Source organism: Paenibacillus sp. J31R109 (assembly GCF_059692055.1).
Genome location: NZ_JCAUAR010000001.1, coordinates 582,926 through 598,143 on the forward strand (window position 1 = coordinate 582,926; position 15,218 = coordinate 598,143).

Here is a 15,218-nt window from a genome sequence, read left to right on the forward strand (position 1 = left end):
TAGTGTTTCTCAATTTACTATTTTCTAACAATTTATCGACACTAGTTGCCTTGAAAAAATCTACTGCAAATACGATAAATATAATTATCGCAATAATAAAAGTTAACTTAGAATACGGAATAAATTTTAAAAGGTCCATGTAAAAAGGGTGTCCTCATTCCTTTTTAATATTTTTTAGTACCGAACATGGTCTGGTGAATCTTCTAAAAACGATTTAGTAGTATAATATTACCATTATTCTAGGTCTTAGGATATATATATACAATTAATGTTGAATTACTAAGTAAACTAAGAAACGCCAAGGATAGCGCAACTAATACGTTAGCCTAGGCGCTTTTTTCTTTAGCTATCATGTCATTATGTGGAAATCATACATTACAACTATATGTTTGTGAAAGCGCAACCGCGAAGAGTTCGATATCAGTTCATTATAAATCCCGAAATATAGCATCTGAATATAGAAATATATTCCATTATTATACCATGGTCCCTAGTCCGAAGATACAGAAAATGTATATTCAGGTCGAATATGGTGTGGTAAAATTATGAAAAGTTATAACCAATCTAATAGACAAGAGGGCAAATAATGCAAATTCCAGAGCTTTATAAGAATATTGTTTTAAAAGATGATGCGATAAGTGGAATTCTTTATTCATCTATTTCGAACATAGAACCATTAATAAAAGAAAGTAAATTTGAGTTTTTCTCTGAATATACAAAGCACGACATAGATCATTTTGAAAAAGTATTAAAAGTTTCGGAGTGGCTAATTAATTCAGATGATCATACTGTTAGTTCATTAGGCCCAAAGGATATCTTAGCGCTTATTCTATCTATTCTTCTACATGATTTAGGAATGCATATAAATCATGAGGGTTTGCAAACGCTTTTTGCTGAGAATAGAAGAATAAGTGAATTTGATAGGAATACTTGGGCAGAAGAGTGGGAGATTTATTTATCGGAAGCTAAGAGATGGAATGAAAAAAAGCTGATAAATGTATATGGGAAAATAGTAGCTGTTGATATACCTCCAAGAGAAAAAGAATTTCTCAATGATAATCACAGAAGACTTTACGGGGAATTCTTAAGAAGAAACCATCCAAGATTAGCACATGAGATTGCAGTTTTTGGTTTTCCTGGACCAAATGGGAAACGGATACCGCTAATTAATAATTGTGAACCTGATATAGTTGATTTAATTGGTACATTAGCTCGAAGTCATGGAATGAATATTCGTAGTACATTCCAATATATTAACGATAAGTATTATGAAATTCGTGAGCCGTACAGCATAAAAATAGTTTTTTTAATGACAATAATAAGGCTTGCTGATTATTTAGATATGACTTCCGATAGAGCACCTGAGAAAGCCACACAAGTAAGAGAGTTTTCAAGTCCATTCTCTAAATTACAATGGAAAATGCATGATTCAATTAAACACTGTCATACAAATCATCAAGATCCTGATACATATTATGTTCAGGCAAAACCTGCATCAAGTGAAGTTTATTTGGAGTTGAAAAATTTACTAGATGGTATCCAAGATGAATTCGATAAATGTTGGGCAATCTTAGGAGAGGTTTATGGTAGGTTTGAAGGCTTAAATCAATTAAAGATTAGGCTTAGACGAATTCATTCAAATATTTTTGATAAGAAGTTTATAGAAACATTAAAATATATTCCTGAGAAGATAACTTTTGATTCAGATCCTGATCTATTAAAATTATTAATTGCTCCTCTTTATGGAAATGATCCTTCATATGGAATACGTGAGTTGATACAAAACTCTGTTGATGCATGCAAAGAACATGATTATTTATACAGTACTAGATCTGTGAATGTTATCGGAGAAGATGCATATTCAGCGAAGATACATATATCTTTTTACGAAGCAAATAATGAATATTTTTTTTCAATTATAGATAATGGAATAGGGATGACGAAAGGAACATTAATAAATTATTTTTTTAAAGCTGGAGCAACTTTTAGAAAGAGCCCAGAATGGTTAAAGATGTTTAGTGATTCTACAGGGAAAACTAAAGTCACTAGAACGGGGAGGTTTGGTGTTGGGGTTTTAGCGGCATTTTTATTAGGGGATGAGATATCAGTTTCATCAAAAAATATAGATTCAGAGCATGGCTTTCATTTCTCAGCTAGACTAACAGATAGCCAAATTGAAGTAGTTAAGACTCAATGTAATATAGGTACAAGTATTAGAATTAAACTTAATGAAATCACTTGGAATTTATTAAAAAAAAATAACGAGCAATATAGAAGTTGGAATGCATATTGGAATACAAACAGAAGCACCTACGGGCAAGTACCGGACTGGCATCAATGGTATATATTTGAAAAGCCCGAAATTTGTATTTCTATTCCAGAAGATTGGGAAATTCGAGCATTAGAAAAAATTTCTGTGGAAAAATTCAAGGATTGGCACACATTGGAAGAGAATAATTTTGAAGAAGTTAAATGGAAATTTGATGCTGAAAGTAATTACCAACTACTCTGCAATGGAATACTTATTCCATCAGGATATAGATTTTCAGAAAGTTACAATTACCCTAGTCATTATCGCAGATACGTCCCTTGTGTTTCTATAATAGACACAAATGGAATTCTCCCACTATCTTTAAGTAGAAACGAAGTAACTGGAGAGTTGTTAATTGAAAAACAATTATTTTCTGAAATATGTAAAGGTATAATTTTTGAATTATTACAAGTAAAAGAGCCCATAACAATTAGAGAAAATTATAAACAGCATTCGACATTTGAATTAAGACATCCATTTTTAACTGAATCTGGTTATTCTGAAAGAGACTGGGGTGAAGGGACACTTATTTTTTCTAAAGAAGGATTCTACTTACCGCATTCGTTTTTTATTAATAGACTAAAAACAAAATGTCTCACCAAGATTTGGGTTAGTGTAGATAAAGAAGAAATAATTTTACCAGACTATCTTACTTCATTTTCGATAATTAATAATCCTATTGAAACAATGTTAGATTTAAAAAATGTCATATATAAAGAAAATATGCATCTCGATAAACAATTTAAATCCCACTCAAAGAGAGTAATTATTAAAACAGATAAATATGATTTCCTTTTTGCTGATAAAAAAAGAAGAATTAGATATGATTTTAAAATGAATTCTATTCTTGAATTCCAGAATGAAGTGTGGACATCAATTGTATTTGGAGAACCGCCAACAAGTGAGATTGATTTCAAATCAATAAATGAGGATCTAGATTGCGCGGAACTAATTATTGAGTATTACAATTTACAGGAAATTGAGAATAAATCATTGAAGCTGGATGATTTTTCAAAATTGTTAAATAAATATATTGGATCTGAATCAGTAATACCATATGACTACAATGAAAGAAAAAAGTTATTTAGAATGGCTATGGATGAAATGAAACATTATTCTTTAGAGTATCTTCAAGAGGATTAATGTATAAAAAGAAATAAACGACACCACTGCAGGTGTCGTTTATTTCTTTTTATTCAACCCCTGCCAATAAACCTCTACAGCAGCCTGTGCCGCGGCTCGGGCTATCTCCAGTTCATCTTCAATTGGTAGAGTACAGATTTAATTGTTGTGATATATCAACGTTTTTTTGAAACTGTCCTATAAAATAATAACGACGGCCTTTTGCAAGGCCGTCTCATGGGAGAGGAGAAACCGGATGAAGAGCTTATGGGGAAACGTAAGCCTTCTCCGCGGTTGTCTACGACATTCTCTGATGTCGATAGTTCAAGCATGACCGATTTACGGTAAATTTATACATCGTAGGGATAAAATTTTTGTGTCAGATTAGTGCTTGTGGTACGATAGCAAAAGAATGAACCAGCATGGAAGGGAAAAGCACAGATGAGAGTGATTTCAGGCACGGCCAAAGGCAGGTCGTTAAAGGCTGTACCCGGTACAAGTACACGACCAACAACAGACAAGGTGAAGGAAGCGATCTTCAGTATGATCGGACCTTATTTCGACGGAGGGCAGGTGCTTGATCTATTCGCCGGAACAGGCGGGCTAGGGATTGAAGCGCTAAGCCGCGGTATGGATAAGGCGGTATTTATTGATATCGAGAAGAAGAGCATCGACACGATTCAATCCAATGTGGAAGCAGCGAGATTGAAGGATCAAGTGGAGATCTACCGTACGGATGCGGCGAGAGCACTGAAGGTGCTTGCGAAGCGGGCCGAGCAGTTCCAGCTTGTATTTCTAGATCCTCCCTATCGGATGAAAGGGATCGCGGAGCTAATGACAACGATGGAAGAACAGGCCATAGTGGAGGCTGATGCTACAATTGTTGTTGAGCACGATGCCAAGGATATCTTACAAGAAACCATAGGTGGATTTAAACAGTTACGTAGAGCAGACTATGGAGATACGGCTGTGACCATATTTAAACGCGATGCAGCATCCATAGAAGTCAGCAATTAGATAGCAATTGAAGGAGATGAACAGCATGATGAGGCAAGAACATGGTATTACAGTTGCGGTATATCCAGGAAGCTTTGACCCGGTAACTTATGGACATCTTGACATTATACATAGAGCAGCGAAAGTATTTGATAAACTAATTGTAGCGGTGCTGAACAACACGTCCAAGAATGCTTTATTCACCCTGGAAGAGAGAATGGAATTGCTGCGGAAAGTAACGGCAGATCTTCCTAATGTGGAGATTGATGGTTTTCGGGATCTGATGGTCAATTATATGAAACAACGCAATGTCAGATTGATCGTTCGCGGACTTCGGGCTGTTTCTGATTTTGAATATGAATTGCAAATGGCATCAACGAATCATAAGCTAAATCCCGATGTAGAGACGTTCTTTATGACATCCAAGCCTCAGTTTTCTTATTTGAGTTCAAGTATCGTGAAGGAAATCGCTAAGTTTCATGGACCGGTAGAAGATCTAGTGCCAGCAGAAGTGGAAGAGGAGTTACGCAAAAAATTCCCTCAGACCTAAATTGAGGTCCAAAGGAATTTCGGGTTAAAGTTTGGTTAATTCACCGCTTTCCTTTTGAAAGAGGCGTAGACCAAATGAAATGAGCAGCATGCAGGTGAACATAAAAAGGAATAACGTTAGCATTGGTCCCCATAGGCCCCATGCCGATTCGCCGTTCAGCGGAAAGGGTGGCGCAGCTGCACTAGTTGCTAAGTCTAACCGTAAAAAGCTCGGTTCTGTGTCTAATAAGAGTAATTGCAATGGTTTCCACAGTAGAATCGTTGTGAATAAAGCAAGTACGGCATGTAGTGCGCGGGATTGCAAAAAGAATAGATAACGGGCATCGGTTTTTTGATGAAAGCCAGCAACCTGTGCGTGGGCGGATAAGCCTCCCCAGCCGAGGAATGCGCTAAGGAGCGCCATTTGCGGCAGAAGAGGGAGATTGCCTGCCTCGCTAAATGCATAAGAACCAAGATGAATTTCCATCAACCCATCGATCCATTGTGGAGTTATATCTGTGTAAACACCCATAAAACTGAGCAGAAATTGAATGACAGGACGAAGCATATCGGCAACATGCGTGATAGAGATGACGTTAATAAGCACCGAAAATATCATCATGTAGCCGCCAATCAGCATCAGTGTATGAACAGCGGAGGTTACTGCATCTCCGAGCAGTTTACCGAACGTACGGCCATCTTCCCAATAGGCTTGGCGCATGGACAACAGGGCTGATTTCCAAATAGAACCTTTGTTCTTCTGTTTAAGTCCTATTGTGTTCACTTCAACAGGAGCGATTGCTGGCTTGCTATGTCGCATTAAGAATCCCGTTATGATCGCGGAAATGTAGTGAACAATGGCAAGTAGAATGCCTAGTTTGGCGTTATGAAGGAACCCGATACCGATAACCATGATCAGGAATAACGGACTGCACAAATGGGAGAGGGCTGTTAAGCGCTCTGTCTCCGTGCGCGTTAACAGGTTTTTTTCGCGCAGCGATGCAGTAATTCTAGCTCCTGCTGGAAATCCTACAACAAAGCCGGATGCCAGTGCCCAACCACTAATACCAGGTAGGCGAAAAATGACGCGCATCAGCGGTTCTAGAAGAACGCCGGTACCTTGAATGATACCAAAGCCGATTAAGAGCTCGGTCATAATAAGGAAAGGCATTAATGCAGGAAAGACGAGCTTCCACCAAATGGTCAGCCCTTCGAGAGAAGACTGAAAAGCTTTGTCAGGAAATAGAATAACAGATATAACGACCAGTCCCGCCAAAGCTCCCAGCACTAGTGTTGTGATTTTGGCATGAAATCTTGCATTCGGCATAGCCTCACCTCGTCCATCGAACATGCTTCATTGTACGCAAGAAGACAGGCGATTAGACCAAGCTTTCAAACGTGACGAGATCGGTCAAACATCAAGAGAAAGCAACAGGAAAGGGGAACCTGTATGGATAGGGAAGAAGAGAGCATACGTACATGGTCGAATGATTCATATCGATATCCGCGAAGCTCAGCGACAAGACGCTACTTAATATCTGCCTTAGTAGGTATTATCATTGTATATTTGCTATTTTTTGTGCGGCTGCCGTTTTTTGTGTTTATGCCGGGCACCGCTGAAGAAATTAAACCCATGGTATCGATTGCCAAAAGCACGGGCTCTGAAAAAGGGACGCTCATGCTCACGACCGTTCGCGTGGCTGATGCGAATGTGGTGAATTATTTGGTGGGACTCGTTCATCCTTATGAGGAAATTCAGCCCAAGAAGGCAGTGCTCAAACAGGGAGAGTCCGAACAAGAGTATTCACAGCGTCAGGAATATGTCATGTTAACCTCACAGGCCAGTGCCATTCAAGCCGCGTATACCGAGGCTAAAGTTCCTTTTCACATTGATCATGAGGGTGTCATGGTTCTACAAACCGTCCCTGGGTTATCAGGGGAGAAAGTGCTTAAGCCAGGGGATGTGCTTTTAAAAGCTGGGGACAAAGAAGTGAAGGTGGCGCAGGATCTGCTAGACTCTCTCGCAGGCAAAAAAGCTGGAGACAGCATCACTATTACGTATGAGAGAAAGAAGACGGAATTGCAGACGACATTGACGCTGGGAGCTCTGCCGCTTCAAGAGGGGGAGACAGTGGCGCGGGCAGGAATTGGTGTTGTACCAGCAGGCATGCAGTCGGTGAAAGCGGATCAGGAAGATCAACAAGTATCGATTAAGGCTGGTGATATTGGCGGGCCTTCAGCTGGTCTAATGTTTTCATTGGAAATATTCAATCAACTTGTGCCCGAGGATATTACGAAGGGTTACCGTATCGCAGGCACGGGAACGATAGAAGCAGACGGCACCGTAGGGCCAATTGGCGGAATTGAGCACAAGATTATTGCTGCGGATCGAGAGAAAGCGGATATTTTCTTTGCTCCCAAAAACATGACGTACAAAGACGGAACCAAGATCGAGAACTATTCGGATGCGGTCAAAAGAGCGAAGCAAATTAATACGAAGATGAAAATTGTAGAAATTGGAACGATGGAAGAAGCTTTGAAATATCTAGCAGCACTGCCTCCGAAATAAGTCATATCTAGCAAAAGTAATGGAATATCAATTGACAAATGGTATGCATAATGGATATAATAATCTTTGTTTGTTTGGGGTGATATCATGCAAATTCGATTTAGAGAGCTATCTCTGCAAGGACAATCGGTACCCATGAGTGAAATTATGAATTTGACAGAACCTTTTGAGGGGCGTCAAGACATATTCAACCATGGACCTGTTCATGCAAATCTTCATGCAAAGTATGAAGAAGGAGTAGTTAAAGTTAACGGTACGTTAACGCTAGACTTGGAGTTAAGCTGTTCCCGATGCTTAACGCACACGAACCAAACAATTAAGCTTCCTTTTAAGGAAGTTTTCATGCAAAAGCCGGAAGAAGAAGATCCTGAGCTTGACGAGGATATTCATCTGGTGGTTGGGGATAAAGTCGATTTGGAGCCTTACGTTGTAGAGAATGTAGTGGTCGGTTTACCGTACATACCATTATGTGACGACGCGTGCAAAGGTCTCTGTCCAGTGTGTGGAGAGAACCGCAATGAACAGGATTGCGGCTGTAAGACGGAGAAAATAGATCCTAGGCTTGCAGGTCTCGCGGACTTTTTTAACAAAGAATGAAATTCGAATAAGGAGGTGTTTTGAAATGGCAGTACCTCAACGAAGAACGTCCAAAACTCGTCGCGACAAGCGCCGTACGCACTTCAAATTGGAAGTTCCAGGCATGGTGAAATGTGAACAATGTGCTGAGCTTAAACTTGCGCATCACGTTTGTAAATCTTGCGGAACATACAAAAGCAGAGAGATCGTAAAAGCATAATAAAAGGCATAGTACTTCATCCTAGGTGAGGTGCTATTTTTTTTGCTTTCTTTTTGGTTCTAAATTTAATATACTACAGTTTAGTATCTGGTAATAAGATGAGATCTCACGAGATAAGGTGGTGCTTACCATCGAACGCCTTCCAAAACGACAAAGGCAGCAGGGGCTGCTGCAAGCCATTGAAGCGAACCCTTTTATGACGGATGAGGAATTGATGCGAACGTTTGGGGTCAGTATCCAAACTGTCCGCTTGGATCGATTAGAGCTCGGTATTCCTGAACTGCGGGAACGCATGAAGCATATGGCCGTCAAAACGTATGATCCTGTGCGTTCACTTCCCATTGATGAAGTCATTGGGGAAGTCATAGATTTACAGCTGGATCAGAGCGGTATATCGATTTTTGAAATTAAAGAAGATCATATTTTTTCCAGAACCAAGATTGCCCGAGGTCATCACATCTTCTCACAGGCCAACTCGTTGGCTGTTGCTGTCATTGACGATCCGATTGCGTTAACGGCTTCGGCGGATATCAAATTCGTGCGCTCAGTGAAGCTGGGAGAGAAGTGTGTCGCCAAAGCTTACGTGCGATCTGTTTCTAAAGGGAAAGCACGTGTAGAGGTATTCACTTATGTGGGTGAAGAGACCGTGTTTCGAGGCAACTTTGTCATCTTTCATTCGAAGAAAGAGCAACATCTAGATAGGGAGGACAAGCTCCATGCGGATCGCGATTGATGCAATGGGTGGAGATCATGCGCCTAAGATCGTAGTTGAGGGTGCTCTCGCAGCGGCCAAAGAGTGGAAGGACGTACACATCATTCTAGTCGGGAACCGTACTGCGATAGAAGCGCACCTCACAGAGAGGCCGGATAACCTAACGATCCACCATGCGGAAGAAGTCATTGAAGCCGAGGATGAGCCCGTAAAAGCGGTTCGTCGCAAGAAGGATGCATCCATGGTTGTAGCAGGACGATTGGTTCGAGAGAAAGAAGCCGAAGCCATGATTTCTGCAGGCAATACGGGAGCGCTGATGACGACAGGCTTGCTTATAGTAGGAAGAATTCCAGGGATTGAACGTCCAGCATTAGCACCCATGATTCCAACGATGGATGGCCATGGTGTGCTTGCATTAGACTTAGGAGCCAACATGGATGCAACGCCTGAGCAATTGATCCAATATGCGATTATGGGCAGTATTTATCGTTCCAAAGTACATGGTGTTGACAAACCTCGTGTAGGATTGTTGAATGTAGGGACGGAATCGACCAAAGGGAATGAATTAACCAAAACAGCATATCCTTTACTGGAACAAGCTCCGATTCATTTTGTGGGGAATGTCGAGTCCTCGCAGGTGTTGCGCGCGCAATGCGACGTCATCGTTTGCGATGGATTTGCTGGAAATATTATGTTGAAAACATTGGAGGGCGCTGCGTCCGCCATTTTCTCAGCTTTAAAGCAGGAATTTACGAAATCCATATTCAGCAAGCTGGCAGCAGCCGTGTTGAAGCCGGGGTTGACACAATTCCGTAAGAAGCTGGACTATAATGAACATGGCGCAGCACCATTCTTGGGTATTGATGGACTCGTACTTAAAAGTCATGGTTCCTCAGATGCAAATGCCATTAAGAATGCCGTTCGTCAAGCTAGAATAGCGTTACAAAATGATTTGGTCGGCACCATATCTGCCGAAATTAGCCGCGGGAAGCGAGATATAACAACATGAACTTAATACCAGTTGGGGTACTCGGAACGGGTAAATATGTACCAGAGCGTATTTTAACGAATCAAGAATTAGAAACAATGGTTGAAACGAACGATGAGTGGATCGTATCTCGGACAGGCATACGTGAGAGAAGAATCGCGGCAGATGGACAAGCTACGTCGGATCTGTGCTATGAAGCTTCTTTGGTGGCTATGTCGAATGCTGGAATCACTGCAGATCAACTCGATCTAATCATCGTTGCGACCATTACACCAGATATGTCATTTCCATCTACGGCATGTATTCTTCAAGAGAAACTTGGTGCTAAAAAAGCAGCAGCGTTCGACTTGTCAGCAGCGTGCTCAGGCTTTGTCTATGGGCTAGCGAACGCCGCTAATTTCATTGCCACTGGTACATATAAATACGCACTTGTCATTGGGGCAGATTGCTTGTCCAAAATTACCGATTACACGGACCGCAATACCTGCATTTTATTTGGAGACGGTGCTGGCGCTGTTGTGATTGGGGAAGTGCCTGAGGAACGTGGCTTCAAATCCTTTGAATTAGGCGCTGATGGTACGGGAGGTCCTCTTCTGAAAATTGAAGGCGGCGGTTCCCGTAATCCGGCATCACAGAACTCGTTGGACCAGCGTTTACACTACATCTACATGGCGGGTGCTGAGGTTTTCAAATTTGCAGTTCGTATTATGGGGAATGCTGCGGATGAAGCTTTACGTAAAGCAGGTTGGGAAAAAACAGATATCGATCTGCTCGTCCCACACCAAGCCAACATGCGTATTATTCAATCCTCATTGAACCGCTTGGAATTGTCTGAAGACAAATGTATGATTAACTTGGACAAGTACGGTAACATGTCAGCTGCCTCCATTCCGGTAGCCTTAGCAGAAGCATCCGAGCAAGGGAGATTACACGAAGGTGACCGACTTATCTTGGTAGGCTTTGGCGGCGGACTCACTTGGGGTGCAACAGCTTTAGTTTGGTAAGCAGCTAGATGAACTTATTTTAATGTAAAAAAAATGACTGAATATATCGTGGAAGGGGATCCTTTTCTCGTATGGGTAAAATAGCATTTGTATTTCCGGGCCAAGGCTCTCAATCCGTTGGTATGGGAGCTGACCTATATGGCGCGCTGCCAGCTGCCAAGGACTATTTCGACCGCGCGAATGAAGCGCTAGGTTTCTCTTTGTCTGATCTGATCTTCGAAGGTCCAGAGGACCAACTGAAGATCACGTACCACACGCAGCCCGCGCTGCTCACGACAAGCATCGCTTGTCTGGAAGCGTTCAAGGCTGCTGGCGTCACGCCAGACTATGTCGCAGGACATAGTCTGGGCGAGTACAGCGCGCTCGTCGCAGCCGGCGTGCTCGCGTTTGAAGACGCGGTCCGCACTGTGCGGGCCCGCGGTGAGTTCATGGAGCAGGCCGTCCCTGGCGGCCTGGGTGCCATGGCAGCCGTGCTGGGAGCCGAGCGCGGAGCGCTGACGGAGCTTTGCACGGCAATCACCAGCGGCGGCTCCGTCGTGGAGCTCGCCAATGTGAACTGCCCGGGACAGATCGTCGTGTCGGGCAGTAAAGAAGGCGTTGCAGCGGTTGTCGAACGCTGCAAAGAGGCTGGCGCGAAGCGTGCCATCCCGCTTGAGGTGAGCGGACCGTTTCACTCCTCCCTCATGAAGCCAGCTTCGGAGCGCCTCGCAGAGGTGCTCGCGTCCATCGAGATGAAAGATGCAGCCGTGCCCGTTGTCGCCAACGTTACGGCGCGTCCTGTGACCCAGCCGAGCGATATTCGCGGCTTGCTGGTGGAGCAGGTGTATTCCCCTGTATTATGGGAAGACACGATCTCGTACCTGATCAGCGAAGGCGTGGATACGTTCATTGAGCTTGGCTCAGGAACGGTGCTTGCCGGCTTGATCAAAAAGGTCGACAAAACGGTGAAAACCGTGTCGATTGGCAGCCTTGAAGCATTGGAAAAGTATACGCAGGAGGTACACACGCATGTTAACGGGTAAAGTAGCATTAGTTACTGGTGCATCACGTGGTATTGGGCGTGCGATTGCTTTGCATTTGGCTGAACACGGTGCGGATGTTGTGGTGAACTACGCTGGGAGCGAAGCCGCTGCTAGTGAAGTTGTAGCTGCAATTGAAGCGATGGGTCGTAAAGCGATTAAATTGCGTGCCGATGTGAGCAGCTATCAAGAATCTGATGATCTTGTAAAGCAAACGCTAGAAGTTTTTGGCAAAATTGATATTCTCGTGAATAATGCGGGCATAACAAGAGACAATTTAATCATGCGAATGAAAGAAGAAGAATTCGATCAAGTAATCGCTACGAATCTCAAAGGCGTGTTCAACTGTGTCAAAGCGGTCACGCGTCCAATGATGAAGCAGCGTTTCGGTCGAATTATCAATATATCTTCTGTAGTTGGTGTACTTGGTAATCCGGGTCAAGCTAACTATGTAGCAGCAAAAGCAGGTGTAATCGGCTTAACGAAAGCGACTGCGAGAGAGCTATCCTCGCGTGGCATTACCGTGAATGCTGTTGCGCCAGGCTTTATTGAAACCGATATGACAGACAAATTGTCTGCTGAGATGCGTGAACACATGCTGAAGCAAATCCCGCTGGAGCGCCTTGGGCAGCCAGAGGAAATTGCGAAGGTTGTTCGCTTCTTGGCTTCTGACGATGCCTCCTACATGACAGGGCAAACACTCCATGTAGATGGCGGAATGTACATGTAAGTTTCTAAAAATGAGAATCTCAAAATTGTCTACTGGCAATCTGTTAAAGATTCTCGTATAATACCAAATGAGGAGGTGAACCGGATGTCCGACGTATTGGATCGTGTTAAACGAATTGTAGTCGATCGTCTAGGGGTTGATGAAGCTGAAGTCACCCTCGAAGCATCTTTCAAAGAAGACCTAGGTGCTGATTCTCTCGATGTAGTTGAATTAGTAATGGAATTAGAAGATGAGTTCGATTTAGAAATTTCAGATGAAGATGCTGAGAAGATTACGACAGTAGGAGAAGTTACGAATTACATAAAATCTCATACGTAATAGTCTACAGAGTCCCGTTTCTAATAAAGACGGGACTTCTCTCCATTCCTGGCAATAATAAAAAAAATGAATGACTACATAGAAGGTGGTACAAATGAACAGAGTTGTAATTACAGGTATGGGCGTAGTTACTGCCCTTGGTCAAGACTTAGACACATTCTGGGGGAACCTGACTTCTGGTAAATCTGGCGTAGGTATGATTGAAAATTTTGATGTAAGCGAATACCCAACACGGATTGCCGCTGAAATCAAAGATTTCAACATTGAAGATTATGTGGATCGTAAAGAATCCCGTCGAATGGACCGTTTCGTTCAATTCGCAGTTGCCGGTGCGCTCAATGCACTTAAGGATGCGAACCTGAACGTGAACGAAGATGCTGATCCAGAACGTGTTGGCGTATCCGTAGGATCAGGGATTGGCGGATTGAACACATGGGAAGAGCAGCATCGCATTTTGCTAGAGAAAGGTCCTAAACGGGTTTCACCTTTCTTCATTCCAATGATGATTGCAAACATGGCATCTGGTCATGTATCGATGGTCACAGGAGCAAAAGGGCCAAACTCCACAGCTGTAACAGCTTGTGCGACAGGCACACATTCCATTGGTGACTCTTTCAAAATGATTCAACGTGGCGATGCAGACGTTATGATTTGCGGTGGGGCTGAAGCGACGATTACACCGATCGGTGTAGCTGGCTTTTGTGCATTGCGAGCAATGTCAACACGTAATGAAGAGCCGCATTTGGCAAGTCGTCCATTTGATACAAATCGCGATGGCTTTGTCATGGGGGAAGGTGCAGGTGTGCTCATTCTGGAGTCACTGGAGCATGCTCAGAAACGTGGCGCACGTATCTATGCTGAGGTAATTGGCTATGGTATGAGCGGTGACGCGTATCATATGACAGATCCAGATCCAGATGGTGCTGCACGTTGCATGGTGAAAGCGATCAAGGATGCAGGTATTGCACCAGATGCGATTTCGTACATTAATGCACATGGTACTTCAACACCTGTTGGCGATAAATCAGAAACGATTGCGATCAAGAAAGCGTTAGGCGAGCATGCGTATAAAGTTGCTGTTAGCTCAACGAAGTCCATGACGGGACATTTACTCGGCGCTGCTGGCGGTGTGGAAGCTGTTATTTGTGGATTAACAATTGCGAACAGTCTTATTGCTCCAACAATTAACTTGGACAATCAAGATCCTGAGTGCGACTTGGATTATGTACCAAATAAAGCGCGTGAAGCGAGCGTTGATATTGCGATGTCGAACTCCTTCGGGTTCGGTGGACATAATGCCACGATCATTTTGAAGAAATTTCAAGCATAATTCCCATGCCTGCGACGAAAGATAACGGAATATCATTTTCTCCGGGTGGTGAGGTAAGGCGTGAACCGTGATATTAAGGATTTACAAAAGCAGATAGGCGTCTCATTTCGGAAGTCAGAGCTGTTGAAGCAGGCTTTCACGCATTCCTCTTATGTGAATGAACACCGAATCGCTGGACATAAAGACAATGAACGACTTGAGTTTCTTGGAGATGCCGTACTTGAATTAACAGTTTCGGAATTTTTATATGAATCTTATCCTGGGCGTTCAGAGGGTGAATTGACGAAGCTAAGGGCATCCATTGTCTGCGAGCCTTCGCTCGTAACATTTGCCGAAGATTTGGATTTCGGAGCCTTTGTCTTACTAGGTAAAGGGGAAGAGTTAACAGGAGGGCGATCACGGCCGGCATTGCTGGCAGATGTGTTTGAATCCTTCGTTGGCGCGCTATATCTAGACCAAGGTTTGGATACCGTTAAAGCGTTTCTTCAGAAGCATGTATTCGCCAAAATATCCAGTGAAGGCAAGCTGCTTGTGATTGATTACAAGACACAATTGCAAGAGCATACCCAACATCATAATATGGGTTCGTTGGAATACCGGATTGTGAATGAACGGGGTCCTGCTCACGAGCGCGAGTTCGTTGCCGAAGTGCATATGGAAAGCGAGCTTCTGGGAACCGGTGCTGGTCGTTCAAAGAAAGAGGCGGAACAGCAGGCTGCTGCTGGCGCACTGTCCAAGTTAAACGTAACTGTACAACGATAGTGGAAAAACCAGAAGAGGCAGCTCCTGCTGCCT

14 protein-coding genes and 1 pseudogene are annotated in these 15,218 nt (G+C 43.0%); 14 read left to right on the forward strand and 1 reads right to left on the reverse strand.

The features are described 5' to 3' along the window. Positions 1-586 precede the first annotated feature (586 nt). From AC58QT_RS02605 to coaD, 3 genes and pseudogenes are all read left to right on the forward strand, one after another. On the forward strand, positions 587-3,454 hold the full coding sequence (locus tag AC58QT_RS02605; RefSeq protein WP_497407568.1) for an HD domain-containing protein: 2,868 nt from the start codon (positions 587-589) through the stop codon (positions 3,452-3,454). Between the two features lie 411 nt (positions 3,455-3,865). After that, positions 3,866-4,450 (forward strand): annotated as a pseudogene (rsmD, locus tag AC58QT_RS02610) (16S rRNA (guanine(966)-N(2))-methyltransferase RsmD); the annotation flags it as partial. 16 nt (positions 4,451-4,466) lie between these two features. Continuing rightward, positions 4,467-4,979, forward strand: a complete 513-nt coding sequence (coaD, locus tag AC58QT_RS02615) for a pantetheine-phosphate adenylyltransferase (RefSeq protein ID WP_376769541.1) — start codon at positions 4,467-4,469, stop codon at positions 4,977-4,979. A 24-nt stretch (positions 4,980-5,003) separates the two neighbouring features. Here coaD and AC58QT_RS02620 read toward each other — a convergent pair whose 3' ends face one another. Continuing rightward, a complete protein-coding gene (locus AC58QT_RS02620; RefSeq protein WP_497407569.1) occupies positions 5,004-6,284 on the reverse strand; it encodes a nucleoside recognition domain-containing protein in 1,281 nt (426 codons plus the stop codon). Between the two features lie 123 nt (positions 6,285-6,407). Between AC58QT_RS02620 and AC58QT_RS02625 the strand changes: the two genes are divergently transcribed. From AC58QT_RS02625 to rnc, 11 genes are all read left to right on the forward strand, one after another. Then, on the forward strand, positions 6,408-7,526 hold the full coding sequence (locus tag AC58QT_RS02625; RefSeq protein ID WP_497407570.1) for a SepM family pheromone-processing serine protease: 1,119 nt from the start codon (positions 6,408-6,410) through the stop codon (positions 7,524-7,526). A gap of 87 nt (positions 7,527-7,613) precedes the next feature. Then, positions 7,614-8,123, forward strand: coding sequence for a YceD family protein (locus AC58QT_RS02630; protein ID WP_497407571.1), 510 nt, complete (start codon positions 7,614-7,616; stop codon positions 8,121-8,123). Positions 8,124-8,148: 25 nt separating this feature from the next. Then, the gene (gene rpmF / locus AC58QT_RS02635) at positions 8,149-8,322 is read left to right on the forward strand and encodes a 50S ribosomal protein L32 (RefSeq protein WP_056624823.1); all 174 of its coding nucleotides are present in this window, start codon (positions 8,149-8,151) and stop codon (positions 8,320-8,322) included. Positions 8,323-8,440: 118 nt separating this feature from the next. Further along, the gene (gene fapR, locus AC58QT_RS02640; protein WP_310500348.1) at positions 8,441-9,055 is read left to right on the forward strand and encodes a transcription factor FapR; all 615 of its coding nucleotides are present in this window, start codon (positions 8,441-8,443) and stop codon (positions 9,053-9,055) included. Further along, positions 9,039-10,043 carry a phosphate acyltransferase PlsX gene (gene plsX, locus AC58QT_RS02645; protein WP_497407572.1) on the forward strand — a complete coding sequence of 335 codons (1,005 nt, stop codon included), beginning with the start codon at positions 9,039-9,041 and terminating at the stop codon, positions 10,041-10,043. The genes fapR and plsX overlap by 17 nt, the downstream gene beginning before the upstream one ends. Continuing rightward, a complete protein-coding gene (locus tag AC58QT_RS02650; protein ID WP_497407573.1) occupies positions 10,040-11,026 on the forward strand; it encodes a beta-ketoacyl-ACP synthase III in 987 nt (328 codons plus the stop codon). The genes plsX and AC58QT_RS02650 overlap by 4 nt, the downstream gene beginning before the upstream one ends. Before the next feature lie 71 nt (positions 11,027-11,097). Further along, positions 11,098-12,048: an ACP S-malonyltransferase gene (gene fabD / locus AC58QT_RS02655; RefSeq protein ID WP_497407574.1), complete on the forward strand. Its 951-nt coding sequence runs from the start codon at positions 11,098-11,100 to the stop codon at positions 12,046-12,048. Continuing rightward, positions 12,035-12,775, forward strand: a complete 741-nt coding sequence (gene fabG, locus AC58QT_RS02660) for a 3-oxoacyl-[acyl-carrier-protein] reductase (protein WP_310500344.1) — start codon at positions 12,035-12,037, stop codon at positions 12,773-12,775. The genes fabD and fabG overlap by 14 nt, the downstream gene beginning before the upstream one ends. An 84-nt stretch (positions 12,776-12,859) precedes the next feature. Then, complete coding sequence (acpP, locus tag AC58QT_RS02665; RefSeq protein WP_028558238.1) at positions 12,860-13,093, forward strand: acyl carrier protein; 234 nt, start codon at positions 12,860-12,862, stop codon at positions 13,091-13,093. Positions 13,094-13,187: 94 nt separating this feature from the next. Continuing rightward, complete coding sequence (gene fabF, locus AC58QT_RS02670; protein ID WP_497407575.1) at positions 13,188-14,423, forward strand: beta-ketoacyl-ACP synthase II; 1,236 nt, start codon at positions 13,188-13,190, stop codon at positions 14,421-14,423. A gap of 60 nt (positions 14,424-14,483) precedes the next feature. Continuing rightward, positions 14,484-15,185, forward strand: coding sequence for a ribonuclease III (gene rnc, locus AC58QT_RS02675; protein WP_310500342.1), 702 nt, complete (start codon positions 14,484-14,486; stop codon positions 15,183-15,185). Positions 15,186-15,218: the final 33 nt, after the last annotated feature.

Excerpts from the sequence above, each read along its gene's own strand:
- fabG (WP_310500344.1), top strand. The coding sequence starts at position 12,035 with ATGTTAACGGGTAAAGTAGCATTAGTTACTGGTGCATCACGTGGTATT.
- AC58QT_RS02605 (WP_497407568.1), top strand. The coding sequence starts at position 587 with ATGCAAATTCCAGAGCTTTATAAGAATATTGTTTTAAAAGATGATGCG.
- acpP (WP_028558238.1), top strand. The coding sequence starts at position 12,860 with ATGTCCGACGTATTGGATCGTGTTAAACGAATTGTAGTCGATCGTCTA.
- rpmF (WP_056624823.1), top strand. The coding sequence starts at position 8,149 with ATGGCAGTACCTCAACGAAGAACGTCCAAAACTCGTCGCGACAAGCGC.
- AC58QT_RS02620 (WP_497407569.1), bottom strand. The coding sequence starts at position 6,284 with ATGCCGAATGCAAGATTTCATGCCAAAATCACAACACTAGTGCTGGGA.
- AC58QT_RS02625 (WP_497407570.1), top strand. The coding sequence starts at position 6,408 with ATGGATAGGGAAGAAGAGAGCATACGTACATGGTCGAATGATTCATAT.
- plsX (WP_497407572.1), top strand. The coding sequence starts at position 9,039 with ATGCGGATCGCGATTGATGCAATGGGTGGAGATCATGCGCCTAAGATC.
- coaD (WP_376769541.1), top strand. The coding sequence starts at position 4,467 with ATGAACAGCATGATGAGGCAAGAACATGGTATTACAGTTGCGGTATAT.
- fabF (WP_497407575.1), top strand. The coding sequence starts at position 13,188 with ATGAACAGAGTTGTAATTACAGGTATGGGCGTAGTTACTGCCCTTGGT.
- AC58QT_RS02630 (WP_497407571.1), top strand. The coding sequence starts at position 7,614 with ATGCAAATTCGATTTAGAGAGCTATCTCTGCAAGGACAATCGGTACCC.
- fabD (WP_497407574.1), top strand. The coding sequence starts at position 11,098 with ATGGGTAAAATAGCATTTGTATTTCCGGGCCAAGGCTCTCAATCCGTT.
- AC58QT_RS02650 (WP_497407573.1), top strand. The coding sequence starts at position 10,040 with ATGAACTTAATACCAGTTGGGGTACTCGGAACGGGTAAATATGTACCA.